The following is a 24,610-nucleotide window of genomic DNA, read 5'->3' as shown; positions in this document are numbered from 1 at the left end:
CTGATCACTCAGAGCTTCGCGGCATGACGCTGGTGGCGCTCCATGTAGCGTTCGACATAGGAGCAGGAAGGGATCACCGTGTAGCCAGCCTCTTCGGCAAACTTTAAGGCCTCTTCGGTCAACGCCGCCGCAATGCCACGGCCCCGCAGTGCGTTAGGCACGAAGGTCCGATAGATATCCAGGGTCTGCTTCCCGAGGTCCATATAGGTCAGATAGGCACGATGACCGTCCACATTGGTCTCGAACTGATGACCAGCCTGGTCATGGTGGATGGACAACGCCTCGCTCATCACTACTCCTCGCGGGTCTTGAATTCTGACCCCTACCTTACCGATGTTTTTCCGGCGAAGGAACATCTACGCCACCCCGTGCCGGTTTCGACAACGAGAAAACCTTGAGCGCTAACAACCAGCACGTAGGGAATAGTAGGCACCAATCCTGAAATTGCTCAAGGCGCACTCGTCATCCCCTGCTGCTGGTGGATATAGAAGGGGCCTCGACCAAACACTGGTCGAAAGCCTGAACATTGCCGGCAGTTGAACCTTGAGACGAACAGGCGCTCTTAAAGTCACCTCTACATGCGTAAAAGATGCCCGGCAAAGCAACCCCAAACGCAACGTAAGTGTCGGCCCGAATATATAAATTTTCATCTATATACAAAGCTTAACGCATGCAGGCCGGCGCTTTCAGCCTGGATCCAATCTTCACCCGTATGAAAAAAATTGGACGGTTTTTATACAAACCTCCAAAAGATTAGCCAAAATAGATTAGGTGCGAGAATTTTTTTTGCTTCTTGCGCTACGTCAGTTTACTTACTACAAGTAATGGGTAGTATGTACGCCGGCTATTAGCTCACTCTGAGAAAGTAGCCATTTAATAGAAAGTCCTTGAAGGGGAACACGATGAACAACGTTCTGAAATTCTCTGCTCTGGCTCTGGCCGCAGTTCTGGCTACCGGTTGCAGCAGCGTCTCCAAAGAAACCGAAGCTCGTCTGACTGCAACTGAAGACGCAGCAGCTCGCTCCCAGGCCCGTGCAGACGAAGCCTACCGTAAAGCTGATGAAGCTCTGGCTGCTGCTCAAAAAGCACAACAGACTGCTGACGAAGCTAACGAGCGCGCTCTGCGTATGCTTGAAAAAGCTAGCCGCAAGTAATAATCCTTCGGGATTGTTATCAAGCCGATCCATTTATGGATCGGCTTTTTTATTGTCTGCGATTAGCACCTGAACGCAGGCAATAAAAAGCCCGCCGCAGCGCAAGGCTGTGGGCGGGCTTTTGATCGAGCAGAGTTACTGCTGAAGATCGATCAGCGAGCTGGACGCTATAGGCGCCCCACCTGGCACGCCGATTTCAGTCGGCAAACCATCTTCCGCGGCCACCACATCACGCACCTGATCCCAATTGACCCGCAGGTTATTGGCCAAGTCTTCACGCTTGAGCAAAGCGTTGATCACCGCCGTGTGCTTGTCGACCACCGATGGCGTTCCATCATCATTCAAAGGCGTATGCGCTTCCAGATAGACCTTGCCGCCGCTGCTGCCGAACTTGTAGGCATCGTTGATGATGCGCACCGACGTACCTACCGGCACCATGCCCGCCATCTCCAGCACATTATTGTTGAACATGCGGAAACAGCCATGACTGGTACGTGTGCCAATACCGAACTTCATGTTGGAGCCGTGGATCAGGTAACCCGGTGTGCCCAGGGTGAACTTGAACGGGCCCAGCGGATTATCTGGGCCAGCAGGCACCACGTTAGGCAAAGGATCACCGTTGGCGGCGTGTTCGGCCTTGATCGAAGCCGGCGGCGTCCATGTCGGGTTCGGCGTCTTGGCGATAATACTGGTGTGGGCAATGGGCGAGCCCCAGCCCTCACGACCAATCCCCAACGGGAAGGTGTAGACCACGTTCTGGCCCTTGGGGAAATAATAGAGCCGGTATTCCGCCAGGTTGATCACGATGCCCTCGCGAGGCCCCGGCGGCAGGATAAAACGCGTCGGCAGCACGATCTCGGTGCCCGCTCCCGGCAACCAGGCATCAACACCTGGGTTGGCCGCGACCATTTCCGAATAGCCCAGGTCGTAAGTGGTGCCCAGGTCGGCAAAGGTGTCTTCGTACTTGGCCTTGATCACCTGGACCTGGCCGACGATGTCTTCACCCGGAGGTGGCAAGGGCAACTGCAAAGCAGATGCAGAACCCGCCGCACAGAGTGCAGCGAGAGACAGGCAGCAGGTGACGACGGAAAGGCGCGACAACATCCGGAAAATCCTTCGCAGAACGACGTGTAGGTAAAAATCGATTGTATACGTGATGTGAGCTTCTAGCTGCAAGCGTGTCGCGGCCCCTAGAGTTCGAAACGCAGCTCAGGCCAGATCGGCGGTGTGCCGCGCTTTTGGGACTCCAAGATGGCCCGGCACAAGGGGCAAAGGCGCTGGTCCTGGAAAATCGAGCGATCAACCCGCGACCAACGTGGCTGCGCTGGCAGTAACGTGCCGCACAGCGTGCGATCAATGGAGCCGCCCAGTTCCAATTGACGCGCCACTAAATGCACCCGCACTTCCTGGCAGGCGAAGAGATCCAACTGCTCGTCCGGCTCGATCAGTTGGTAGTTAAACAGTGACCAGGCAGGACGCGACATCGGGGGCTCCAGATCGGGGGGGCGCCACCTTAGCCGAAAGCCTGCCAGTAGAAAAGCGTCATAGCAGCGGTTTTAGCGTAGGCCAGACATTTTCCAGCAACTTGCCCTGAGCAGCGACAGCCGGGTGCAGCCCGTCAGCCTGCATCAATTGCGAATTGCCGCCGATTCCTTCAAGGAAAAACGGTACCAACGGCACCTTTTTCTGCTGGGCGACATCGGCAAATACTTTGGCGAAGGCGTCGACATAACGCTTCCCATAGTTAGGTGGAATCTGCATGCCCAGCAACAGCACCTTCGCGCCGCTGTCCTGGGACTTCTGAATCATCGACGCAAGATTTTGTTGCAATTGCGTAGGGGGCATACCGCGCAGGCCGTCATTGCCACCCAGTTCGATAATCACTACCTCAGGCTTATGCTCTGCAAGGGCCGCCGGCAGCCGCGCGAGACCTCCAGCACTGGTATCACCACTGATGGAGGCGTTGACCACTTTATCGTCGAAACCTTCCTTCTTGAGCCGTTGCTCCAACAAGGCAACCCACCCTTTGCGTGTATCCAGGCCGAAACCGGCACTGATACTATCGCCAACGATCAGGACTGTACCCGCCGCTGCGTTCTGGGCCATGCACATCAAGGCCAGGCCAGCACTCAAAAACCACATTCGCATCGGATTCTCCATGGGCGCAAGCATTCTCACCGCGCGGAACCTTAGCAAAGTGGTTCCCAGCGCGGAAGGTGAACTGACTATCCTGCACGAACTGAGCCTCGAACTGAACAAGGGCGATAGCCTGGCTATCGTCGGCAGCTCCGGCTCCGGTAAATCCACCCTCCTCGGCCTGCTGGCCGGACTCGACCTGCCCAGCAGCGGCGAAGTCACCCTCGCCGGACAAGCCCTCAGCCGCCTCGACGAAGACCAGCGCGCACGCATCCGCGCCGAACACGTAGGTTTTGTGTTCCAGTCGTTCCAACTGCTCGACAGCCTTAACGCGCTGGAGAACGTCATGCTGCCGCTGGAGCTGGATGGCCGCAAAGACGCCCGTGAGCGCGCCAAACACCTGCTGGAACGCGTGGGCCTCGGCCAGCGCCTCACCCACTCGCCACGCCAACTTTCCGGTGGCGAGCAGCAGCGTGTAGCCATTGCTCGCGCCTTTGCCGCCGAACCGGACGTGCTGTTTGCCGATGAACCCACCGGCAATCTCGACAGCCACACCGGCGAGCGCATCAGCGACCTGCTGTTCGAGCTCAATAAAGAGAGCGGCACGACCCTGGTGCTGGTCACCCACGACGAGCGCCTGGCCCACCGTTGCCGACGCCTGATCCGCCTTGAAGCCGGCCTGATGGTAGCGCCCCTGGAGCCTTGATGGCACGTTTGCCGCTGTTGCGCCTGTTCAGCCTTGCCATGCGTCAATTGCTGCGCGATGCCCGCGCCGGCGAATTGCGCGTGTTGTTCTTTGCCCTGCTGGTGGCCGTGGCCGCCAGCACTGCTATCGGTTACTTCGGTGCACGTCTCAACGGCGCCATGATGTTGCGCGCCACCGAGTTCCTAGGCGCCGACCTGGTACTTGAAGGAAGCTCACCAGCCCGGTCCGAGCAAATCCGCTCCGGGACCGAACTGGGTCTGGATCACGCGCGAGTCGTGGAGTTCTCCAGTGTTATCGCCACAGATAACGGAATCCAGCTTTCCAGTATCAAGGCGGTCAACGAGCAATATCCGCTGCGAGGCGAACTGAAGAGCGCTGCTGCGCCCTTTGGCGATGAAACCCCTGGCGGCGGCCCCAAACCCGGCGAAGCCTGGGTGGAGGCGCGGCTGCTGACGGCACTGGACCTCAAAATCGGCGACAGCGTCGATGTCGGCATGAAAACCCTGCGTCTGGCCCGCGTACTCACCTACGAACCAGATCGCGCCGGCAACTTCTACAGCCTCACGCCAAGGGTGATGATCAACCTGGCAGACCTGGACGCCACCGGCGTGGTCCAACCCGGCAGCCGCGTCAGCTACCGCGAATTATGGCGCGGGCCGCCGGAAAGCACGGTGCTGCAAACCTATCGCGACCTGCTCAAGCCGGGGCTCGCCGCCAACCAGCGACTGCAGGACTCACGCGACGGCAATCAACAGATTGGCGGCGCCTTGGGCAAAGCCGAGCGCTACCTGAACATGGCCAGCCTGGTAGCCGTGCTGCTGGCCGGCGTGGCCGTGGCTTTGTCGGCCAACCGCTTTGCCACCCGACGCTTCGACGCCAGTGCATTGCTGCGCTGCCTGGGACTGTCACGACGCGAAGCCATGTTGCTGTTCAGCCTGCAACTGACCGTACTGGGTTTGCTCGCAAGCCTGGCCGGCGCCCTGCTCGGTTGGCTGGCACAGTTCGGCTTGTTCTATTTCCTGCACGACCTGCTGCCAGCGGATGTTCCCCCCGGGGGACTGTTGCCGGCCGTTGCCGGGATCGGCACCGGGCTGGTGGCTCTCGCCGGTTTTGCCCTGCCGCCGTTGGCAGCACTCGGTCGGGTACCGCCGTTGCGGGTGTTGCGCCGCGACCTGCTGCCAATTCCGTCCAGCACCTGGATGGTTTACGGCGCTGCGCTGTTCGCACTGGGCCTGATCATGTGGCGCCTGAGCCTGGATCTGGTGCTGACCTTCGCCCTGCTGGGCGGTGGCGTGGTGGCTGCGCTGGTCCTCGGCGGCTTGCTTTTGCTGCTGTTGCAAAGCCTGCGGCGCCTGCTGGCTCGCGCCTCCCTGCCCTGGCGCCTGGGCTTGGGCCAACTGCTGCGCCACCCATTGGCGGCGGCGGGCCAGTCACTGGCGTTTGGCTTGATCTTATTGTCCATGGGTTTGATCGCCCTGCTGCGCGGCGAATTGCTGGACACTTGGCAAAACCAGTTGCCCAAGGACGCGCCTAACTACTTTGCGCTGAACATCCTGCCGGCCGACAAGGACGCCTTTAGCGCCCGCCTGCTGGAAGTGCAGGCGCAATCAGCGCCGCTGTACCCCGTGGTGCCGGGCCGGTTGATTAGCATTAATGGCGACCCGGTACAGGATATAGTCAGCAAGGACTCCAGCGGCGACCGCGCAGTACAACGCGATCTGAGCCTGACCTGGGCCGCCGACCTGCCACCGGGCAATACGCTGACTGCAGGCTCATGGTGGTCGCAACGACCCACCGAGGATATTCCTGGCGTCTCGGTAGAAGCCAAAGTTGCTGAAAGCCTCAAGCTCAAGTTGAACGATCACCTGGTGTTCACCATTGCCGGGGAAAATCGTGAAGCGCGGGTCACCAGCCTGCGAACCATCAACTGGGATAACTTCCAGCCGAACTTCTTCATGATTTTTCAGCCCGGCACGTTGAAGGACCTGCCGGCCACCTACCTGACCAGCTTCTACCTGGCGTCAGGGCATGACCAACAAATCGTCGATCTGTCGCGAGCATTTCCGGCGGTTACGATCCTCCAGGTTGAGGCCCTGCTGGAGCAATTGCGCAGCATCCTCGCCCAAGTGACCCTGGCGGTGGAATACGTGCTGTTGTTTGTACTGGCTGCCGGGATGGCCGTGTTGTTCTCCGGTTTACAGGCCACGCTGGACGAGCGCATCCGCCAAGGCGCACTGCTACGAGCGCTGGGCGCGGAACGCAAGTTGCTGGTCAAGGCACGGCGTATCGAGTTTGGCTTGCTGGGCGCCGTCAGCGGTTTGTTGGCGGCATTGGGTACCGAACTGGTGACCTGGGTGCTGTACCGTTATGCCTTTGACCTGGTCTGGCACCCGCACCCATGGCTGTTGCTGCTGCCGATCATCGGCGCCGTACTGATCGGTGCCGCAGGAGTATTCGGCACACGCCGCGCGTTGAATGCCAGCCCACTGACGGTATTGCGCGAAGGCTGAAACGCCGATGGCCCGCACTCTTCAAAGACTGCGGGCCATCATTGCCTATTTCACATATTCGATCCCGGTGATCCACCAGCACACTTCGCCACCGGGAGTCTGCACGATGGCCTCATCGTCGACCTCCTTGCGCAACAAGGCACGAGCCATTGGTGAGTCGATAGAAATGTAATCCATCCGGTCATAAATCTCGTCATAGCCGACTATGCGAAAACGCTTGGTCTCTCCCTGCTCGTTTTCAATATCGACCCAAGCACCAAAAAAAACCCTACCTTCCTGCTCGGGCATGTACTCCACCACGCGCATGTCTTCCAGACGCTTGCGCAGGTAACGCACCCGTCGGTCGATTTCTCGCAGCAGCTTCTTGTTGTACTGGTAGTCGGCATTCTCACTGCGATCCCCCAGTGAGGCGGCCCACGTCACCTTGCGCGTGGTATCTGGACGTTTTTCGCGCCACAGATAATCCAGCTCTTTCTTCAGCGCCTCATGACCTTCTTTGGTAATCAGCTTGGTACTCAAACGCATGCATCCCCAGGCAATGTCCATAGATGCCGATAGGCCAGGCAATAACTCCCTGACGTCGGTTCGCTGGGGTTGATGATAAATGAACCCGGGAAAGTAGCCAGGGCAGTCTAACCATCCAGGGTCTGATCCAGGTCAAGCAGCACACCCCGCAAACTCTGGCGTAAACCCGACACTTGCGAAGTCATCACTTTCAGGGCTTCGGTCCGCTGACTGACGGCCAACGATTGGTCATGCAACTGAGTGGTGCGCTGTTCCAATTCGCGGGTCCTTTCATCCAATTGACTCTGCTCTTGCTGCAATCGGGCCTGCCATTGATCAAGGGCTGTTTCGCGTTCCATTGCAGCGAGTTTTTGTTGGGTGAGTTCCTGAGCGACACGAGCAAGGTTGGTCAGCGTACTGTCCACTTCGAACAGGTTGCAGCGGTCTGCTGGCGCCAGTTGCTTTGGCTGCACCGGAGCGTCTGGCTCATTCATTACGGCTGGTGCAGTCCGCAACACGGTCACCGGCTCATTGATTGGCATCTGCCTTGGCTCTTCTGGCGTCTGTTCATTTACGGGCAACTGGGCAGGCTCGGTTGGGTCCGCGTCCCTGGGAGGCGCACTCATTTTCGACGAGAAGCGAATGGAAGGCACAATCAATGAAGCACTTTCGATGGGTGGCATCACCGGAGCAGACATTCCCAGGGTGATCACCTTCATCACCAGGGCCTTCTTGATGGTCACCGAATGATGCTCTTCAGGCCTCGCAGGGGGCAGTTTGCACCCTTTCAAATCGAGAAAATGATAAGAAACTTGAGTGTCGGTAACACTGCCGGTCTTAATACCCGACGCCGATGTAAGAATCTGCTTAAAAACTTGCATTGCCACCTGTAAGTCTTCCTTGGACTCTACCCCATCCAGAAAATACCGATCGAGTTTTTTGCGCAGGGTTGCGATATAGACCCTTGAACTCGCCGGCTCCACCTCTTCATCCAAGCTATAAACAAGAAAGTTTGAGGCAATCTGACCAACAGCAAATCCACAGAGCAACGCCCCGTTGACCGGCGTATCTTGGCCATCGCGTTCAAGAACAAGAGTACGTAGAAGCATCATGATAATCAGGTCTCATTAGACATTCGGAAAATCTCTACAACTCCCAGACAAACACTAGGCAGTTAGAGATTACAAACACAAAACAATTGTTCCAGCGACCTGCCTAGCGTGCACGTAGGACTTTTCCTATTAATGCTTATCGGAGTTCCCAAAAACCACTATTGCTCGTATTCTTTTTCAACATCTTCGCCCTGCGCGCACCAGACTAAATGATCAAAATAACCAACCTGATAAAACATCTAAACAAGAAAACAATAATCAACGATTTTTCATTTAGCGCCTGCAAACATGAATGCCTGGGACTATTCGGAGAAAATCCTACAGTTAAAACAGCACTTCTCGATTTAATCTCAGGCTCGACACTCCCCTTCAGCGGACATATCAACATCCAAGGTATCGATACAACCACCCAATCGAATAAAGTAAAAAAGATAGTCGGCTACCAAATTAACAAGTGTGTCAGTCACCCGACGATGCTGGTTAAAGAGTTCCTTGACTACATCGCAGCCATCCGCGGACTTTGCGGCACCGAAAAGCGCGCAAAGGTTGAACAGGCTGCTGCACGATTGGAATTGTCATCGGTGCTCAACGCGCCCCTTGATGCGCTGTCGATCGGCCTTAAGCGCAAAGTCGCCATTGCCCAAGCCATCTTGCACACCCCTACGCTGCTGTTACTCGATGAGCCAACTGAAGGGCTCACACCTGATCAAAAACACAAATTCAGGGCGCTTATCCTGTCGTTGACACAAGACATGACAGTGATCGTCGCCTCCCGCCACTGCGATGAATTGTCCGAGTTCTGTACTCGCGCGCTGGTTATCGCAGGCAATCGCCTGGTGGCCGACACCCCAATGCCCGATTTGCAACGCAACTCCCGTCATTTTCAGGCGGTCACCCTCGCCGCAGACGCTCCGTTGGACTTGTTGGCTCTGGCCGTACTGCCAGGTGTGGCAGGGATCGAAGAGCATCGGCATGCACCCGGTACGGTGACCGTCCTGGCCATGCCAGGACACACCATCTACCCCCACATCAATGCACTCATTGCCCATCGCCGATGGAAAATCAACTCACTGAACCTAGAGCCCGGTCGACTGAGCGATGTGGTTCATCATCTGAGCCGTGAGGCCCGTCTTTGAAACTGCTGCCAGTCATTTTCAAGCGTCAACTTCTCCACTACGCCTGCACACCCGGCACTTATCTGAGCGTTGCCATTTTTTCAGTGCTTTACGTGGCACTCGGGTTGCACATGAGTCCGTGGCCTGAACACGACATCAATACCTTGCAGGTTTTTTTCCAGTTGCACCCTTGGCTATATCTATTATTGATTCCTTCACTCGCGACGCAACTTTGGTCGGACGAGTCCAATGCAGGCTTTCTCGACCTGATGAAAACAGTGCCCGTCACGACGCATGAATGGGTTGTTGGAAAATTTCTAGCAGCCTGGGCCGTGGTGGGCATGGCCCTGATGTTGGCGTTCCCCCTCGTCATCATTGCCAACTACATGGGTAATGCAGACAACAATATTATTGCCTCGCAATTTATGTCTAGCTGGCTGCTGGCAGGCAGTTATTTATCTGTTGGATTGTTTATTTTCACACTACTGCCTCAGCGCACTGTCCTTTTCATACTGACAGTAGGCCTGCTGCTCACCTCCAGCGCTCTTTCTTATTTGCTTGATGCACTAGAGCATCAGGCGCCCATCTGGGCAATAGACAGCCTGGCCTCCCTAAGCCCTTTTTCAAGGTTCAGCGCTATTGACAACGGAAAGTTTATGCTTCGCGACATCCTTTACTTCATTAGTATAATAGTCGCCTTCCTCACAGCCACGACAGTAACCCTCAATTACCGACATCGCTGAGAAGGAAAGCCCTCCATGCAACCTACTCTGCGCACAGGCATTACACTCACTGTCATATTGTTATTATTTCTAGCGTTCAACTTAGTTTGGATAGCGAAAATTCCTGATATTCGATGGGATCTTTCGCGACATAAGGTCCACACCCTCTCCCCACCCGCTAGACAATTACTTTCGTCGCTTGAGTCGCCACTGGACTTGTATTATTTCAATACCAATAACGACCCGAAACGAAGCTTCGCCCTAAAGCGCCACGGCAAGCACATAGAAGACCGGTTGCGGGAATACGAAAAAGCAGCGAAGGGTATGATCAATCTGCACCTTATTGATCCCGGATCTTTTTCAGAAGACGCCTACAAAGCCAGGCTTTTCGGTCTCGACGACCAGGCGGGATTTCTGGGGCTAATCGGCACCCGAGCCGGCCACGGAGCGCAACGTATTGAATCATTCAGCCTGGACCGGGAGCCATTGCTCGAATATGAAATCAGCCATCTGATCTATAAGTTGCAGTACCCAGACCGCCCGGTTATCGGACTATTGTCTGGTTTAGCGATGGGAGACTATGCAGGCCAGTTGGTGACGGAAATGCAGCGTCATTTCAACCTGGTCAATCTGGAGGCGACCACCGAGCGCATACCGGAACACGTCAAAACGCTTATGGTCGTGCGTCCTGAAGCGCTGCCCGAACAATCGTTGTATGGGATTGAACAATTTGTGTTGAGGGGCGGTAAATTGATGATGTTTATCGACCCCATGCCTGAGCAAAGTTCGAACATCACGTCCGCCAATACCCGTCTGACAGAGGTGCTTTCCGCTTGGGGCGTAGAGATGCCAGCAGACAAGTTTCTAATCGACCACCGCTACGCGGAATCGGCGGCACCTGAGCTGGGTAAGCTCCCAGTGCAGTATCCGGGCAGATTGAAGCTGCCTCGGCAGGCAATGAACACGCACGACATCAGCACTTGGAAACTTAATACTGTGACGGTCTCGAGCAGTGGTGCGCTTTTTCATCGCAAAAAAAGCGGCACCACCCTCACCCCGCTTCTGCAAAGTTCCGGGCAATCCAGGTTGCTGGAAACCAACCGATTTACCTCAGCACATGAGATCGACTCAACGGCCGATAACGCATCCACTCGGGCGCAACACCATGTGATTGCTGCTCGTATAGAGGGGCCAGCCTACTCAGCATTCCCCGATGGCATTAAGGAGCAGCCCGCAGGTTTGCAAAAAGCGGCACAGATCCATGTGGTGGTGGTGGCCGACACTGATTTGCTCACGGATCACATCAATAGCTCAGCGCCTGACAGCAACGCAGTCTTTATCTTAAATACGCTGGATAACCTGTCCGCAAGCGATTCACTGACCAACATCCGCCCGCGCGCACCGATGGACAGATCGAAGAACATGATGGAGCGGATACGCGACAACGCCGAACAAGCCTACGTGCAGAAGGCGACTGAATTGGAACGGCGTCTGTTACGAACGGAACAGGAATGGCAAATGCTGAACCCACCGGCAGCCCCCCTCGGCTCCCAAGCAGTGGACACCACCCCCCAATTGGTGGCGCTCAACAAGGAGCGCCTGCGCTTACCCATGGAATTACACGCTTTGAGGGCTCAGACGCACGCTGAGGTGCATCGCCTGGAGCTCGCGATAAAGCTGTTCGTGACCTTGGCAATCCCGGGCGTGCTCTGTCTGGTCGCTTGGGTGGTTTTTGTAAGGAATAAACGGCGCCGATTACAGGCGAGTGTCGGACTCTCCTGAGCCCTCAACGCCTGGCAATCAGCCCCTGCCGGGCAATACGTGTGAGTTGACGAATCACTTCAGCCGCGTCGCTGGCACTGGGCGCCTGGATAACTGCCAGGTCGAAGCTATTACTCGCAAAACGGGCCAGGGAACCGCCATCTTCGACAAACTGGATCAGGAAAGCCGAAGGCCGCCCGGTGCGACGTGGCCAGCCGTCCAGGTAACGCAACAGCGTGGGCTGGTGCTTACCGCCCAAGAGGATTTTCGGATTGCGTTGAGTAAGGTCCGCAGTGATCGGAGCCAGGCGTATCAGGGGGCGTAGTGCATTCATAGTGTCGTGTCTCTGCCTCAAAAGTCTGCGGGCAGGTGAGAGGCAACACCGAACCAGCGCTTTAGCGGTATTTCGAAGCTGTTTCCTCAGGGGAGAACAGGCTTCTGTCGGGCTGCATCGAGTCCCAGTGGCGCCCCGCAATTAGCTGTTTAAATCGGCGCATGGGCAGCATCCTAGAGAAGCCGGATGGCCGATGTCAAGAATCCCGAGCAACGAAAAGGCCCGCACATGGCGGGCCTCTTCAGGTGTTGTAGAGGGGTCAGTTGGCTATTGCACGGTCGGCAGACAGTTTGCCGGCACCTTCCAGCAGCACTGCCACGGACCCGCCCAACAAGGCTAATGCGAACTCGTAACCGTTGTTGGCCATGAACAGACCGTTATGGATATGCACCGAGAAGATCGCCACCACCGACAGAATGGTCAGGCCCAACGCAGCAGGGCGTACCAGCAGACCGATGATCAGGGCCAGGCCGGCGAAAAACTCAGTTCCGCCCGACAGCAGCGCCATCAGGGTACCCGGCGCCAGGCCGATGCTTTCCATCCATTGGGCAGTGCCCGCCAAGCCGTAGCCGCCAAACCAACCGAAGAGTTTTTGCGAACCGTGGGCGGCGAAGATGATGCCAACAACAATGCGCAGGATGGTCAGACCGTAGCCGGCACGAGTGGACAGTAGGCTTTTGATCATTGGGCTCATGGAGTAAATCCTTTTCGAAGTAGGGGTTGGTTGGCCGCTATATTAATCAGTTTAAACAATGATAAAAGCCGAAAAAATGCCTGATTAATATCGATAAAATCGATTACTTCCGTGAGGCAATTTTCGGTGCTGGCGGCTCCAGGGACTCACGCTCCCGATCGAACGCCAAGAAGTACTTGTTGACGCTATTAACATAGCTGACGCCGCCCATTCCCACCTGCTCCATGGCAATGCGCTCCACCTGGAAGAACCATTGGTTGGGGTTCAATCCGCGGCGCCTGGCCTCGGTGCGCATACCCTGCACGCGCTCCGGGCCCATGTTGTAGGCCGCGAGTACAAAAGCCATGCGTTCACGCTCGTTGAGCTTGGGGCTGGCGAAGAACTTGCGACGGATCAACGCCAGATAACGCGCGCCCGCCTGCACATTACTGTCGAGACTTTCGATATTGTTGACGCCCACCCGCTGGGCCGCTGAGGGTGTGATCTGCATCAAGCCGGTAGGACCACCGCTGTTGCGCGCGCCAGGATCGAAGGCGGATTCCTTGAAAGCCAGCGCTGCAAGGTTAAGCCAGTCCATGCCCTGCTCGCGGGCATGTTTTTGCAGCACTGGCCGCAGCTTTTCCAGGCGCTGGCGGTCGGCGCGGGCCAGTGGGTTGCGCACCTGGTAGAGGCGTCGATAAATACGTTGAAACGCCACGTCCTGGTCGGAAGGCGTGCGATAGGTCTTGAGAAAGCGATCAATACTTGCACGCAGCATCGAAGCGTCCTGGCGAACAAACCAGTATTCGTCGCCGGGTTCGCTGATGACGACTTGTTTGTCGAAGCGCAACTTGGGCAGGATCTTAGACCAGCGTTCGGCAATCGGTTTCTCGACAATGGTGAGGTGGAAAATCCCCGCCTGCACCATTTCCAGAACGTCCTCCACTGCCAGGGTCGGGTCCACCCATTCCACCTTCACCGGTGGCTGCTTGTGCAGGGCCAGCTTCTGATTGACCTGGCTGATGGCATCCGCTGCCGCACTGCCAGTGGTCAGCGCCAGCGTTCGTCCTGACAGTTGCTCCAACTTGGTAAAACGCCGCTCTCCCTTCACCCCCACCAGCCACAACGGTACAGCGCTGGCAATCGGGCTACTGGTGCTGATCTTGTGAGCAGCCTTCACATCAAGCAACTCGCCAGGAGCAACCAGATCGCCTTCACCACGGGCCAGCGCGCCGAGCAATTGATCCTTGGCCTTGGGGATTATCTTGAGGTTTATTTCCTGGCCATCACGGGCGTGACCGTTGAGGTATTGCTCGAAGGCGCGTAGGCGGTGGTATTCAACACCGATGGCCTGGCCCTGCACCTCGCCGGAACTGTTGCGACTTTGGTTGACCAATACCCGAAGGGTGCGACTTGAACGAATCTCCGCCAAGTCACGGACCTTGCCAGGCTTGGTCACTTCCAGCGGCCCGTCCAGACGCGCAACCGCCGCCAAAGGCAACAGTAACGCCAGGCACAACATAAGCAACGCCGAGGGTCGGATCATCCGCTCTCCGGAAAGAATACTGGCCAACGCGCTCGCGAAAAACGACGCGGTGGAGGTCAGAAACAGAGCGCTTTATGCGCAGGCTTTGCGTGCAACGGTGGCACAGTGCAGGGCGTTCAGCCAAACACGATGTCACTTGCGACGTTCAAAGACAGCTATAACTCATTGTAGTTCTTCGTTTTTCTTATAAATCTACAGCTCTGATATGCTTTCCGGCCGCAGGCGGAGATAGCACCATGCAACTCATTGATATCGGCGTCAACCTGACCAACCCCAGTTTCGACGACAAGCACCAGGCCGTTCTCGACCGCGCCTACGCCGCCGGCGTGCAGCAATTGGTACTCACCGGCACCAGCGTCGACGGCAGCGAACAGGCTCTGGAACTGTGCGTAAACCTCGACGAAAGCGGCCAACGCCTGTTCAGCACCGCAGGCATCCACCCCCACTCCGCCAGCGACTGGAACGGCGACAGCGCCCAGCGTTTGCGCGGTTTACTCAGCGAAAGCCGCGTACGTGCCGTGGGCGAATGCGGCCTGGATTTCAACCGGGATTTCTCACCGCGCCCGCAACAGGAAAAAGTCCTGGAAGAACACCTGGCCCTGGCCGTCGAGCTAAAGCTCCCGGTATTTCTCCATGAGCGTGACGCTAACCAACGCCTGCTGGAGATCCTCAAGGACTACCGCGACCACCTCACCGCCGCCGTAGTGCATTGCTTCACCGGCGAACAGGCGGCGCTGTTCAGCTACCTCGACCTCGATCTGCACATTGGCATCACCGGCTGGATATGCGACGAGCGCCGTGGGACGCACCTGCACCCACTCGTCAAAGAAATTCCCCGGGGCCGCCTGATGCTGGAAAGCGATGCGCCTTACCTGCTGCCGCGCACCTTGCGTCCCAAGCCGAAAAACGGTCGTAACGAACCGGCTTATCTGACGGAAGTGCTGCGCGAAGTCGCCCTGCACCGCAACGAAAGCGCGCAAGACTTGGCCGACCACAGCACTGCCTGTTCACGCGCTTTTTTTGGGTTGCCGACCTTGGATTGATGCGGCGCATTGACCCATGTCAAAACCGGTTTTCTGAGTAGCGGCACAATAATGGCACCTTGCCAATACTGTTTCCGCTATCAGAGAAAACCTTCCATGGGTGCCTGGCTTAGCAATATCTCGCTGAAGTACAAATTCTGGGCCGTCAACGCGGTCGCCTTCATCACCACCCTGCTGCTGGTGCTGTACGCCGTGCAGCTCGAACAACAAGCGCGCAGCACAGCCTCCCAGGTTTCGGCGCAGGCCCAGGGGCGATTGTTGGCGGCTTGGCCAACCAACCAGCCGCTCCCCAAGGACTCGCATTGGCTGACGTTTGCCCGAGGCCAAGTCCCACAGTTGGGCGATTTGGATCTGTCAGCCCTGAGCACCACCACCGGCTGGGTCGAACTCAATCACATGCCGCTGTTTGGCGAAAATCCATTGATAGGCGCTGAAGTCATTGCCCGCCCGGATGGGCAATACATTGGCGTACTTGCCTACGCGCCAAGCTTGAGCCAGGTCTTCAGTGACCGCTTCGCTAATTACGCTGTGGCTGTCGCAATCCTGATGCTTGTGATGCTTGGCGCTTCGCAACTGCTGATCCGCTTCCTGCTCAGTCAGCTCAACACGCTCAAGGATGTCATGCTGCACGTGGAGAAAACCGGCGACCTGTCGGCCCGCGTCCCCCTGGCCTGCAAGGATGAAGTCGGCCAGATGGCCAGCGCGTTCAATGCCATGCAGGCTGGCTACCAGCGCGTGGTCAGCACCGTGGCGCGCACCGCTCGGCAACTGGACGAAGGCGCTGCACGTCTGGCCAGCAGCATGAATGAGGTGCAGCACGGCATGCTCGGCCAGCAAAGCGAAACCGACCAGGCCGCCACGGCCATCAACGAGATGACCGCCACCGTCTACCACATCGCCCAACATGCTGGCGCCACGCGAGATTTGTCCCAATCCGCCGACACCCTCGCCGGTAGCGGCCAGGAAGTGGTGACTCGGGTAAGACACTCGATTGCCGGACTCTCCAGCGGCGTGCAACAAACTGCCGTAATGATCCAGAAGCTTGCTGAAGACAGCCAGAAAATCAACGGTGTGGTCAGCGTGATTCACAGCATCGCCGAACAGACCAACCTGCTCGCCCTCAACGCCGCTATTGAAGCCGCCCGCGCTGGAGAAATGGGCCGTGGCTTCGCAGTCGTCGCCGACGAAGTGCGCAATCTGGCCAAGCGCGTGCAAAGCTCCACCGACGAGATCACCCGTATGGTTTCGGCGCTGCAAGCCGGTACCCGCGACGCGGTGGACTTTATGCAGGAAAGCTCGTTCAAGGCCGACGACTGCGTGCAACAAGCCCAGGAAGCCGGTGCCGCACTCGCCGAAATCACCGGTGCCGTGGCGCAGATGCGTGAAAGCAACACTCAAATCGCCGTTGCCGCCGAACAGCAAAGCCATGTGGCCGAAGAGATGAACCGCGCAGTGGTCAGTATCCGCGATGTGACCGAGAACACCGTGCAACAAACCGTGGATTCGGCAACGACCAGCAATGAACTGGCGACGTTGGCAGGGGAGTTGAGCAAGGCGATTGGGCAATTGAAACTGTAGGACTGGCTATGAGCCCCATAGCGAGCCCCAATTCGCCCACGCGCCCGCCCCCACCTAAACTCTCTCCATGTTGTTTCAACGGACAGAGGAATCACCATCATGGGCAAACGTCATCCGAATTTCCCCGCCTGGCAATGGCGTAGCTACCCGCAGACGCACCAGCATCCAACGAACATGGCCTTGAACCTGATCGCCGTGCCGCTGTTTATCGTTGGCTTTCTGTTGATCGTTTCTGGGGCCTTTAGTCTGAGCCTGGCCAGTTTCGCCGTTGGCGTAGTCGGCATTCTGGCCGGCGTGGCATTGCAGCGTCATGGTCACAGCCTGGAAGCCCAGGCGAGTCAGCCGTTCAGTGACCGCAAACATGCGGTGAGCGCCTGGTAATTGAGCAGTTCGTGACCTCTGCGCGCGTTGTGTCAAGCAGTGGCAGGTGGCGCGCCTGGCGCCAGCGCCATCTGCACTGATGCTTAAGCGAATACCACAACAGTCTGGCGGCTGATAGCAATCAACTCGCCGGTAGGGCTCCACAGCGCAGCGGCAGCATGGCCGTAGCCGTCGCGGGCGTGTTCGATGTTGACGCAGTACTGGCACCAATCGAGGGTGGTCAGATCCTGCAACGGTTGGATGAATTCGATGGTCCAGGTCAGGGTGCTGCCCGGTGCCGGTTTCTTCAGGTGCGGCAGCAATGCCGGCGGCCAGGCGTCGACCAGGGCGAGGATATGCGCCTCGGTCAACGGCTCTTCTTTCACATCCCCACGCAAGCGAACCCAGCCCCCCATTTCGCGGGACTTATTACCGGTGAATGGCAGGCCGCCGACGCTCCAGCGCATTGCTAAGTGACGCATAAATTCAGGCGTCACGCCCTTGATATAGGGCAACTCCTGGCACTCGTCCCAGTGTTTGAACACCGGCGCCGCGTCGCTTGCCACATCTATCTCTGACTCACGGGATGCGCCGAAACTGGCTTGCACCAGGGTCGCCACTTCACCGTTCTGAACGACGCGGCCTAGCAACTGACTGACTGCCTTGCCTTCGCGCAACACTTCGACTTGATAACTGGCGGGCACATCGGGCGCCACCGGCCCCACGAAGGTTATTGCCAACGACCGCAATGGTCGATCCGCAGGCACTTGGGCACGCAGTGCTTCGTATTGCAAAGCGGCGACCAGCCCGCCAAACGTCGCGCGACCTTGGGCCCATTCGGCGGGGATGGTGACATCCAGCGGGTGGCTACGGGCAGCGTCGAGCAAATCACTAAAGCGCATGGCGACCTCAGGTCAAAGGAAACAGATGAGGGATCTTAACCATCGTGCAGGTGAGGTACAGCGCGTATTCCGGCCAAAAACCGGACCGATTCAGAAACAATCCGCGCTGAGCTTGTCCAGCACCCGATCCGCCTGTCCCTCGGCTTTAGCCATGGTTTTGTGCCATACCGCCACACACGGTTGCAGATCCGCTTGATGTTCAGCCTGGGCCAACCACTGCCAGCAATCATGCCAATCGCCCAGGGCACCTTGGGCTTTCTTCAGGCGCGACATGGCATTGGCGGGCAGTTTGTCCAGTTCCGGATACGCCTCGGCCGCATAACGCACGCGCTTGATCAACAAACGCAGACGGTGGCGATCATGGCCGGGATCCTTGAGGGCTTCACCGAGGGTTTTCCATTGCTTGGCCAGACGCTTCTCGATGCGCGAGCGCAGGCCTTTGAGCAATTTCTGATGTTGGGAGGCGCGAATAAAGCGTGGGAAGGCATCCAGAATCTGCAGCAAGTGCGCCAACTCCGGACTTTGCGCTACCTGGCGATACGCGTCGGGCTGTAGGCGCAGACGCCGATCTGCCGCTTCGTGATGACCATGCTGATGCAGATAAGCAGCCAGCACTTCACGATCACGCAGGGGGGTGGTCAATCGGCCAACGGTGCTGGCAGCCAATTCGAGCTGTTCGACGCCTGGCAACCCACGCAAAGGTCGCAACAGGCTGCGCAGGCGCCGCACGGTGGTGCGCAAGTCATGCAGCGCTTCATCGTCGGTGACGGCGGCGAGGCGAGCCTGGCAGCTCAGCAACCCTACTTCCAGGCCAATGACCTGAGCGACTAACTGATCAACCAACGCTGACATCCTGCCCCCGCCTTTTGATGAAAAATCCTACTTGCTGCCCATGGCTCAACGCCCGGCGCGCGACTCACGAATATAGAACCGTGCCTTCTCAGCCTTGTTGGAGCAGCCTTCAAACGCTTCAAACTGTTGCTGTGTCTTCGCACCGGTCAAGAGGGACAACGCCTTGGAATAGCTGACGGTACCGGCGAAACCTTCGGCCTTGGCCAGGTCCAGTTCTTTCCAGGCAGCGTCCAATTGCGCGCCGCAACTGTCGCGGTAAGCGGTTTTCCCGGCACAACCGGCCAGGGCCAACAGAATCACAGGCACACACATCCAGGCTTTCATCAATGACACCTCAAAATAAAGAAAAACAGTCGTACGGTTGTAGACGTTGCCTACAACAAAAAGTGCCTTGTCCTTAGCCTGAAATCGATAGTACCTATTGCCAGAGCATACCCGAGCCTACTCGCTATTCTGGAAAAATATTACGCAGTTCAGCGAAGATTGAAGCAGCCCCCTCAATAGGTGCATTGTGGGGACCTGCCGATCAAAGGATATGGACCATGAAGAAACGTGTTGCCTTGGTGCTGGGCTCCGGTGGAGCCCGGGGCTACGCCCATATCGGAGTGATCGAAGAAATTGAACGGCGCGGCTATGACATTGCCTGTATCGCTGGCTGTTCCATGGGCGCGGTGGTGGGTGGGATCTACGCCGCGGGCAAGCTGGACGAGTATCGAAACTGGATTGAAAGCCTTGATTACCTCGACGTGCTGCGTCTGGTGGACGTGAGTTTTCGCCTGGGAGCGATTCGTGGCGAGAAGGTCTTCGGACAGATCCGCAAGATCGTCGGCGAGATCAATATCGAGGAGCTGCGCATTCCCTACACGGCCGTGGCCACCGACCTCACCAACCAGCAGGAAATCTGGTTCCAAGAGGGCTGCCTTCACCAGGCCATGCGCGCTTCGGCCGCAATTCCCAGCCTGTTCACCCCAGTGATGCAAGGTAACCGCATGCTGGTGGACGGCGGCCTGCTTAACCCACTGCCTATCGTGCCGGTGGTGTCGAGCCATTGCGACTTGATCATCGCAGTCAACCTCAACGCCACCAACCAGAAACACTACCAATTGCCGGTGATCCAACGTCCGCCGGCGTTCAAGAGCCGCTTCAACAGCTTGGCGAAATCACTCGGCTCGCACCTGCCGTTTCGCCGCAAGCAGGCCGAGCAGTTGATGAAGCTGGAGCAGGAAGCCTTGCAGGCCCAGGCGGCCGAGATCAACCCTTGGCTGGATTCGGCTGAGCCCGAGTCCCAACAACCCGCCGCTGCGCCGGAAAAACCCGGGGCGCCGAAGTCGGCGACCGGTTCGTTCATCATTGATAACGTGGGGCCGGCGTCGTTGCTGGACCTGATCAACCAGAGTTTTGAGGTGATGCAGACGTCATTGGCTCAGTACAAAATTGCGGGCTATCCGCCGGATGTATTGATCAACGTGCCGAAGCGGGTGTGCCGGTTTTTCGAGTTCTACAAGGCGCCGGAGTTGATCGCTTTGGGGCGCGAAATTGCCAGCGATACGTTGGACCGCTATGAAAGTGAACAGCCCTGAGGCGTCGACAGGCGCCAGACTCTAACCGCCCAACAACCGATACCCGACCCCCGCCTCGGTCACGATAAAGCGTGGCTGAGTCGGATCATCCGCCAGTTTCTGGCGCAGATGGCCCACCACAATCCTCAGGTAGTGACTGTCCTCGGTATGGGTCGGCCCCCAGATATCCTTGAGCAGTTGCTGCTGGGTGATCACCCGTCCCGAGTGCCGCGCCAACTGCGCCAACACGGCATATTCCTTGCGAGTCAGCGCCACTTCGACACCGTCCAGCAGCACACGGCGATAGGCCAGATCGACCGTCAGCGGGCCGAAACTCAACGCCGCTTCCTGCGCCTCACCTGCGGGCGCCTGGCGCAGGAGCGCGCGAACCCTGGCGAGAAACTCCTGGATTCCAAAAGGCTTGGTCACATAGTCATTGGCGCCGCCGTCGAGGGCTTGGACCTTTTGCCCTTCGCTGGCGCGCACCGACAGCACCAATACCGGCACCGTCGACCACTCGCGAAACTCACGCAGCACTTGCTGGCCGTCCATGTCCGGCAAGCCTAGGTCGAGCACCAGCAAGTCCGGCTTGCTCAAGGCCGCCTGGGCCAAGCCTTCGTTTCCGGTGCCCGCCTCGATCACTTTGTAACCCTGGGAGGCCAGGCTGATGCGCAGGAACTTGCGGATCTGCGGTTCGTCATCAATGACCAAAATCGTCGCGGTCTGGCTCATGGTGTCCCATCAAAATCCGTGGAGAAAAGAGGGTAGCTCACGACTCAGGCTCCAGGCCAGGCTGTGCAGGCAATGGAAGGAACAAGGTGATGCAGGTGCCGCGTCCTTCAATGCCATCGGCCACGCTGATATGCCCACCGTGCGCCCCAACCATCCCCTGGCAGATCGCCAAACCCAGGCCGGTGCCCTGCCCGCCCCGATCACCGCGCGCAGCGGTGTAGAACATATCGAAAATCTTCGCGCGCTCATCCTCGGGGATGCCCGGCCCCTCATCGGCTACCGCGAAAAACAGTTGCTTATCCGACACGCCGGCACTCAATTGCAAACGTCCCTGAGGGGGTGAAAAGCGTGCGGCGTTCTCCAGCACATTGACCAGCGCCTGTTCGATCAGCGCCGCATGCACATACAGCAACGGCAGCTCAGGCGGCACCTCGGTGCTCACCTGCAATGGCGCCAGTACCGCACGCAAACGGCCAAGGGCGCTGCCGACGATATCGCCCGGCGACACCCAATCACGCGCCAGCTTGAGAGCGCCATGGCCCAAGCGAGTCATGTCCAACAGGTTCTGGATATAGCGATCGAGGCGCTCGGCCTCATCACGCGTGCCTTCCAGTAATTCGCGACGGTCCTCCAGGGGAATGGCTTCACCCAACGCCAGCAGGCTGTCGATACTGCCGCGCATGGACGTCAGCGGCGTACGCAAATCGTGAGACACCGACGCAAGCAAGGCACTGCGCAGTTGCTCGGTTTCGCCGTGCAGGCGTGCGGATTCTAGCTCCTGCGCCAACTGCGCACGGGCCAGGGCCTGGGCCAGAGGCTGACTCAGAGCAGTAAGCAAGCGGCGGCGCTGACCGCTCAACGCCTGGCCCGGTTTGGCACTGACACCGAGCAAGCCCAGCGGACCTTCCTCGCCCGACAACGGCCACCACCACCAGCGCCCAAACGGCAACGTGCCGGTGCCCATGCCCGCGGGTTGGTCATGTTGCCAGGCCCAATCGGCGGCGGCGCGTTCGGCTTCGCTGAAGGTCAGCGGGCCGCCGGTTTCGATCTTCCAACCACCCTGTCCATCGCGATTGACCAGGCACAGGTCCAGGTCGTTCCAACCTTCAAGGTGATGGGCCGCCGCGCTGACCACGGCCTGGCGGTCAGTGGCGGCGGTGAGTTTGCGTGACAGGTCAAGCAGCTCGCTGGTTTCCTCCTGGGTATCGCGCAACGCCTGCAATTGTCGACGCTGACGCGCCGCGAGGTTGCCGGTGAGCGCTGCCATCAGCAGGAAGAACAGCAGGGTCAGCACATCTTCTTCACGCTGGATGGAGAAGGAAAAATTCGGCGGAATAAACAGGAAGTCGTAGGTCAGAAATGATAAAGCCGCGCAGACCAGGGACGGCCCCAGGCTACTGCGCACCGCGACCAGCAATACGGCAGCAAGAAACACCAGCGAGATATTCGGCAACGGCAACACACTGGACACCGCCCAGGCCACGCCGGCAGCAATCACCGTCGCCACCACCGCCAAAAAGTAGTCGAACCACACCAGCCCGCGGACCTGCGGCAAGCGCGGCGCCGCGGGAGTATCGTCACTGTCGAGCACGTTGATTTCCAAGCCGCGCGCATTGCGCAGCAGACGCGCCGCCAGGCCTCCACCGAATAAACGACGGCGCCAGCGCATCCGTGACTGTCCCACCAGCACCAGGCTGGCGCGGCGTTCGGCGGCGTGCTGGATCAAGGTTTTGGCCACCTCCCCCGCCCGCAGCAACACGACTTCCCCGCCGAGACGTTCGGCCAATTGCTGGGCGTTTTGCAGGCGCAGACGCGACTGCTCATCCCGTGCCCGGCCGTTATCGATATGCACCAGGCTCCACGGCAAATGTCGACGCTGCGCCACACGACTGGCATGCCGCACCAGGCGTTCGGCCTGCGCGTCGCCATCCACACCCACCAACAAGCGGCCGCGCACCGCCGGCGCGGCCTGGCCGAGCTGGCGATAGCCCTGGGCCAAGTCGTCGTCGACATGGGCTGCGGCCGTCTGCATCGCCAGCTCGCGCAGGGCCATCAGGTTGGTCTGGGTGAAAAACGCATCGATGGCCGCACGGGCCTGTTCCGGAACATAGACTTTGCCGTCGCGCAGGCGCTCCAGCAGCTCGCGGGATGGCAAGTCGATCAGCAGCAGTTCGTCGGCTTCTTGCAGTACCCAGTCCGGCAGCGTTTCACGCACCTGCACGCCGGTGATCCCGCGCACTTGGTCGTTGAGGCTTTCCAAGTGCTGAACGTTGACCGTGGTAAACACGTTGATGCCCGCAGCGAGCAGTTCCTGAATATCTTGCCAGCGCTTTTCATGGCGGCTGCCGGGCGCGTTGCTGTGGGCCAGTTCGTCCACCAGCACCAGCTTGGGCTTGGCGGCGAGCAGGCCGTCGAGGTCCATTTCTTCGAGCATCACACCGCGATATTCGCTGCGCAGCAACGGTTGCTGTGGCAGGCCGGCGAGCAAGGCTTCGGTCTCGGCGCGGCCGTGGGTTTCCACCACACCGGCGACCAACTTGACGCCTTGGCGCAGTTGGGTGTGGGCCGCCTGCAGCATGGCGTAGGTCTTGCCTACGCCGGGTGCGGCACCGAGGAAGACTTTGAGCCGGCCACGACCATTACGGGGTAGATCAGCTAGCAGGGCATCGGCGCGGCCGGAGTCGCTCATGCGGGCAGTGTCCTTCAGGTGATGATGTAATCGGGCAAGTGAAGATCAACTGTGGGATCAGAGTTTTTCCAGCGCCATGTTCAGCGCCAGTACATTCACTACCGGTGGCCCCACCAATGGGCTTTCGATGTGCTCATCCAACAGCCGTTGCAAGGTCGACACCGGCACATTCCGCGCCGCCGCTACCCGCACCAGTTGATAGGCAATCGCCTGGGGTGGCAAGTGTGGATCAAGACCGCTGCCAGAGGTAGTCAGCGAGGCCAAAGGTACCGGGCCCTGACCTGGCACCAGCTGTTTATTTGCGTCATCGAATACGCGGGTGGCTAACGCTGGGTTACTCGGGCCAAGGTTACTGGCGCTGCTGGACACCGTCGCAAAGGCGCCCGCCGATGGACGCGGGTGAAACCAGCTGTCGCCGGTAAAATCCTGGGCGATCAGGCTGGACCCGCGCACCTTACCATCGGCGTCGCGTACCAGGCTGCCGTTGGCCTGATCGGGGAATGCCACCTGGGCGACGCCGGTCACCACCAATGGGTAGGCGACGCCGGTGATCAGGGTCATGAGCACTAAAAGGCTCAGGGCTGGACGGATGATGTTGGACATTTCAGGTTCCTCAATTCGT

Annotated in this window: 24 protein-coding genes and 1 pseudogene; 10 read left to right on the top strand and 15 right to left on the bottom strand. The window is 58.4% G+C overall.

Annotated features, from left to right (window positions below; translation table 11 throughout):
- Positions 1-8 precede the first annotated feature (8 nt).
- A complete protein-coding gene (locus tag CKW32_RS05005; protein ID WP_003189869.1) occupies positions 9-290 on the bottom strand; it encodes a GNAT family N-acetyltransferase in 282 nt (93 codons plus the stop codon).
- Between the two features lie 612 nt (positions 291-902).
- On the opposite strand from CKW32_RS05005, the gene oprI reads away from it, so the two are divergent.
- Positions 903-1,154 (top strand): outer membrane lipoprotei OprI, encoded by a 252-nt coding sequence (gene oprI / locus CKW32_RS05000; protein ID WP_003172710.1) that lies wholly within the window; start codon positions 903-905, stop codon positions 1,152-1,154.
- Positions 1,155-1,289: 135 nt separating this feature from the next.
- On the opposite strand, the gene CKW32_RS04995 is transcribed toward oprI, so the two are convergent.
- The 3 genes from CKW32_RS04995 to CKW32_RS04985 form a co-directional block, all read right to left on the bottom strand.
- Positions 1,290-2,258 (bottom strand): L,D-transpeptidase family protein, encoded by a 969-nt coding sequence (locus tag CKW32_RS04995; protein WP_032888994.1) that lies wholly within the window; start codon positions 2,256-2,258, stop codon positions 1,290-1,292.
- 86 nt (positions 2,259-2,344) lie between these two features.
- Complete coding sequence (locus CKW32_RS04990) at positions 2,345-2,638, bottom strand: hypothetical protein (RefSeq protein WP_010211879.1); 294 nt, start codon at positions 2,636-2,638, stop codon at positions 2,345-2,347.
- Between the two features lie 58 nt (positions 2,639-2,696).
- Positions 2,697-3,302, bottom strand: a complete 606-nt coding sequence (locus tag CKW32_RS04985; RefSeq protein WP_032888992.1) for an arylesterase — start codon at positions 3,300-3,302, stop codon at positions 2,697-2,699.
- Between the two features lie 10 nt (positions 3,303-3,312).
- Here CKW32_RS04985 and CKW32_RS04980 point away from each other — a divergent pair, with 10 nt between their 5' ends.
- Both CKW32_RS04980 and CKW32_RS04975 read left to right on the top strand, forming a co-directional pair.
- The gene (locus CKW32_RS04980) at positions 3,313-3,996 is read left to right on the top strand and encodes an ABC transporter ATP-binding protein (RefSeq protein WP_032888990.1); all 684 of its coding nucleotides are present in this window, start codon (positions 3,313-3,315) and stop codon (positions 3,994-3,996) included.
- Positions 3,996-6,506 (top strand): ABC transporter permease, encoded by a 2,511-nt coding sequence (locus tag CKW32_RS04975; RefSeq protein ID WP_095184217.1) that lies wholly within the window; start codon positions 3,996-3,998, stop codon positions 6,504-6,506. The genes CKW32_RS04980 and CKW32_RS04975 overlap by 1 nt, the downstream gene beginning before the upstream one ends.
- A 45-nt stretch (positions 6,507-6,551) precedes the next feature.
- On the opposite strand, the gene greB is transcribed toward CKW32_RS04975, so the two are convergent.
- Together greB and CKW32_RS04965 are read right to left on the bottom strand one after the other, a co-directional pair.
- Positions 6,552-7,025, bottom strand: coding sequence for a transcription elongation factor GreB (greB, locus tag CKW32_RS04970; protein WP_048729176.1), 474 nt, complete (start codon positions 7,023-7,025; stop codon positions 6,552-6,554).
- Between the two features lie 113 nt (positions 7,026-7,138).
- Entirely contained in the window at positions 7,139-8,122 is a 984-nt protein-coding gene (locus tag CKW32_RS04965; RefSeq protein WP_095184216.1) for a hypothetical protein, read from the bottom strand.
- A gap of 209 nt (positions 8,123-8,331) precedes the next feature.
- Between CKW32_RS04965 and CKW32_RS04960 the strand changes: the two genes are divergently transcribed.
- From CKW32_RS04960 to CKW32_RS04950, 3 genes are read left to right on the top strand one after another with little or no spacing between them, the layout of a single operon-like run.
- Complete coding sequence (locus tag CKW32_RS04960) at positions 8,332-9,258, top strand: ATP-binding cassette domain-containing protein (protein WP_095184215.1); 927 nt, start codon at positions 8,332-8,334, stop codon at positions 9,256-9,258.
- Positions 9,255-9,980 (top strand): ABC transporter permease, encoded by a 726-nt coding sequence (locus tag CKW32_RS04955; protein ID WP_095184214.1) that lies wholly within the window; start codon positions 9,255-9,257, stop codon positions 9,978-9,980. Before CKW32_RS04960 ends, CKW32_RS04955 begins: the two co-directional genes overlap by 4 nt.
- A gap of 15 nt (positions 9,981-9,995) precedes the next feature.
- Positions 9,996-11,741: a Gldg family protein gene (locus CKW32_RS04950; protein ID WP_095184213.1), complete on the top strand. Its 1,746-nt coding sequence runs from the start codon at positions 9,996-9,998 to the stop codon at positions 11,739-11,741.
- A 4-nt stretch (positions 11,742-11,745) separates the two neighbouring features.
- Here the strand turns inward: CKW32_RS04950 and CKW32_RS04945 are convergent, their stop codons facing one another.
- From CKW32_RS04945 to CKW32_RS04935, 3 genes are all read right to left on the bottom strand, one after another.
- A complete protein-coding gene (locus CKW32_RS04945; RefSeq protein ID WP_032888977.1) occupies positions 11,746-12,054 on the bottom strand; it encodes a hypothetical protein in 309 nt (102 codons plus the stop codon).
- A gap of 259 nt (positions 12,055-12,313) precedes the next feature.
- A complete protein-coding gene (locus CKW32_RS04940; protein ID WP_032888975.1) occupies positions 12,314-12,748 on the bottom strand; it encodes a DoxX family protein in 435 nt (144 codons plus the stop codon).
- Between the two features lie 103 nt (positions 12,749-12,851).
- Positions 12,852-14,273 (bottom strand): transglycosylase SLT domain-containing protein, encoded by a 1,422-nt coding sequence (locus CKW32_RS04935; protein WP_032888973.1) that lies wholly within the window; start codon positions 14,271-14,273, stop codon positions 12,852-12,854.
- 236 nt (positions 14,274-14,509) lie between these two features.
- Here CKW32_RS04935 and CKW32_RS04930 point away from each other — a divergent pair, with 236 nt between their 5' ends.
- The 3 genes and pseudogenes from CKW32_RS04930 to CKW32_RS04920 all read left to right on the top strand — a co-directional run bounded on the left by CKW32_RS04930 (position 14,510) and on the right by CKW32_RS04920 (position 17,355).
- A complete protein-coding gene (locus CKW32_RS04930; RefSeq protein WP_032888971.1) occupies positions 14,510-15,316 on the top strand; it encodes a TatD family hydrolase in 807 nt (268 codons plus the stop codon).
- Positions 15,317-15,412: 96 nt separating this feature from the next.
- The gene (locus CKW32_RS04925; RefSeq protein ID WP_095184212.1) at positions 15,413-16,894 is read left to right on the top strand and encodes a methyl-accepting chemotaxis protein; all 1,482 of its coding nucleotides are present in this window, start codon (positions 15,413-15,415) and stop codon (positions 16,892-16,894) included.
- A 99-nt stretch (positions 16,895-16,993) separates the two neighbouring features.
- Positions 16,994-17,355: pseudogene (locus tag CKW32_RS04920) on the top strand (terminase).
- A gap of 3 nt (positions 17,356-17,358) precedes the next feature.
- Here CKW32_RS04920 and CKW32_RS04915 read toward each other — a convergent pair.
- The 3 genes from CKW32_RS04915 to CKW32_RS04905 form a co-directional block, all read right to left on the bottom strand.
- Positions 17,359-18,156 carry an acyl-CoA thioesterase II gene (locus CKW32_RS04915; protein ID WP_095184211.1) on the bottom strand — a complete coding sequence of 266 codons (798 nt, stop codon included), beginning with the start codon at positions 18,154-18,156 and terminating at the stop codon, positions 17,359-17,361.
- 90 nt (positions 18,157-18,246) lie between these two features.
- Positions 18,247-19,008, bottom strand: coding sequence for a CHAD domain-containing protein (locus CKW32_RS04910; RefSeq protein WP_095184210.1), 762 nt, complete (start codon positions 19,006-19,008; stop codon positions 18,247-18,249).
- Positions 19,009-19,053: 45 nt separating this feature from the next.
- On the bottom strand, positions 19,054-19,332 hold the full coding sequence (locus tag CKW32_RS04905; RefSeq protein ID WP_032888964.1) for a hypothetical protein: 279 nt from the start codon (positions 19,330-19,332) through the stop codon (positions 19,054-19,056).
- Positions 19,333-19,550: 218 nt separating this feature from the next.
- Between CKW32_RS04905 and CKW32_RS04900 the strand changes: the two genes are divergently transcribed.
- Positions 19,551-20,588: a patatin-like phospholipase family protein gene (locus tag CKW32_RS04900; RefSeq protein WP_032888962.1), complete on the top strand. Its 1,038-nt coding sequence runs from the start codon at positions 19,551-19,553 to the stop codon at positions 20,586-20,588.
- 21 nt (positions 20,589-20,609) lie between these two features.
- Here the strand turns inward: CKW32_RS04900 and CKW32_RS04895 are convergent, their stop codons facing one another.
- The 3 genes from CKW32_RS04895 to kdpC are packed head-to-tail and all read right to left on the bottom strand — an operon-like array spanning position 20,610 to position 24,591.
- On the bottom strand, positions 20,610-21,299 hold the full coding sequence (locus tag CKW32_RS04895) for a response regulator (RefSeq protein WP_032888961.1): 690 nt from the start codon (positions 21,297-21,299) through the stop codon (positions 20,610-20,612).
- 37 nt (positions 21,300-21,336) lie between these two features.
- A complete protein-coding gene (locus tag CKW32_RS04890; protein ID WP_095184209.1) occupies positions 21,337-23,988 on the bottom strand; it encodes a sensor histidine kinase KdpD in 2,652 nt (883 codons plus the stop codon).
- A gap of 57 nt (positions 23,989-24,045) precedes the next feature.
- Positions 24,046-24,591, bottom strand: a complete 546-nt coding sequence (gene kdpC, locus CKW32_RS04885; RefSeq protein ID WP_095184208.1) for a potassium-transporting ATPase subunit KdpC — start codon at positions 24,589-24,591, stop codon at positions 24,046-24,048.
- Positions 24,592-24,610: the final 19 nt, after the last annotated feature.

It is taken from the genome of Pseudomonas sp. Irchel 3H9 (assembly GCF_900187495.1).
Taxonomy (GTDB): domain Bacteria; phylum Pseudomonadota; class Gammaproteobacteria; order Pseudomonadales; family Pseudomonadaceae; genus Aquipseudomonas; species Aquipseudomonas sivasensis.
Note: the sequence above shows the minus strand (reverse complement) of the source record. Positions and strands in the feature narration are given on the sequence as shown.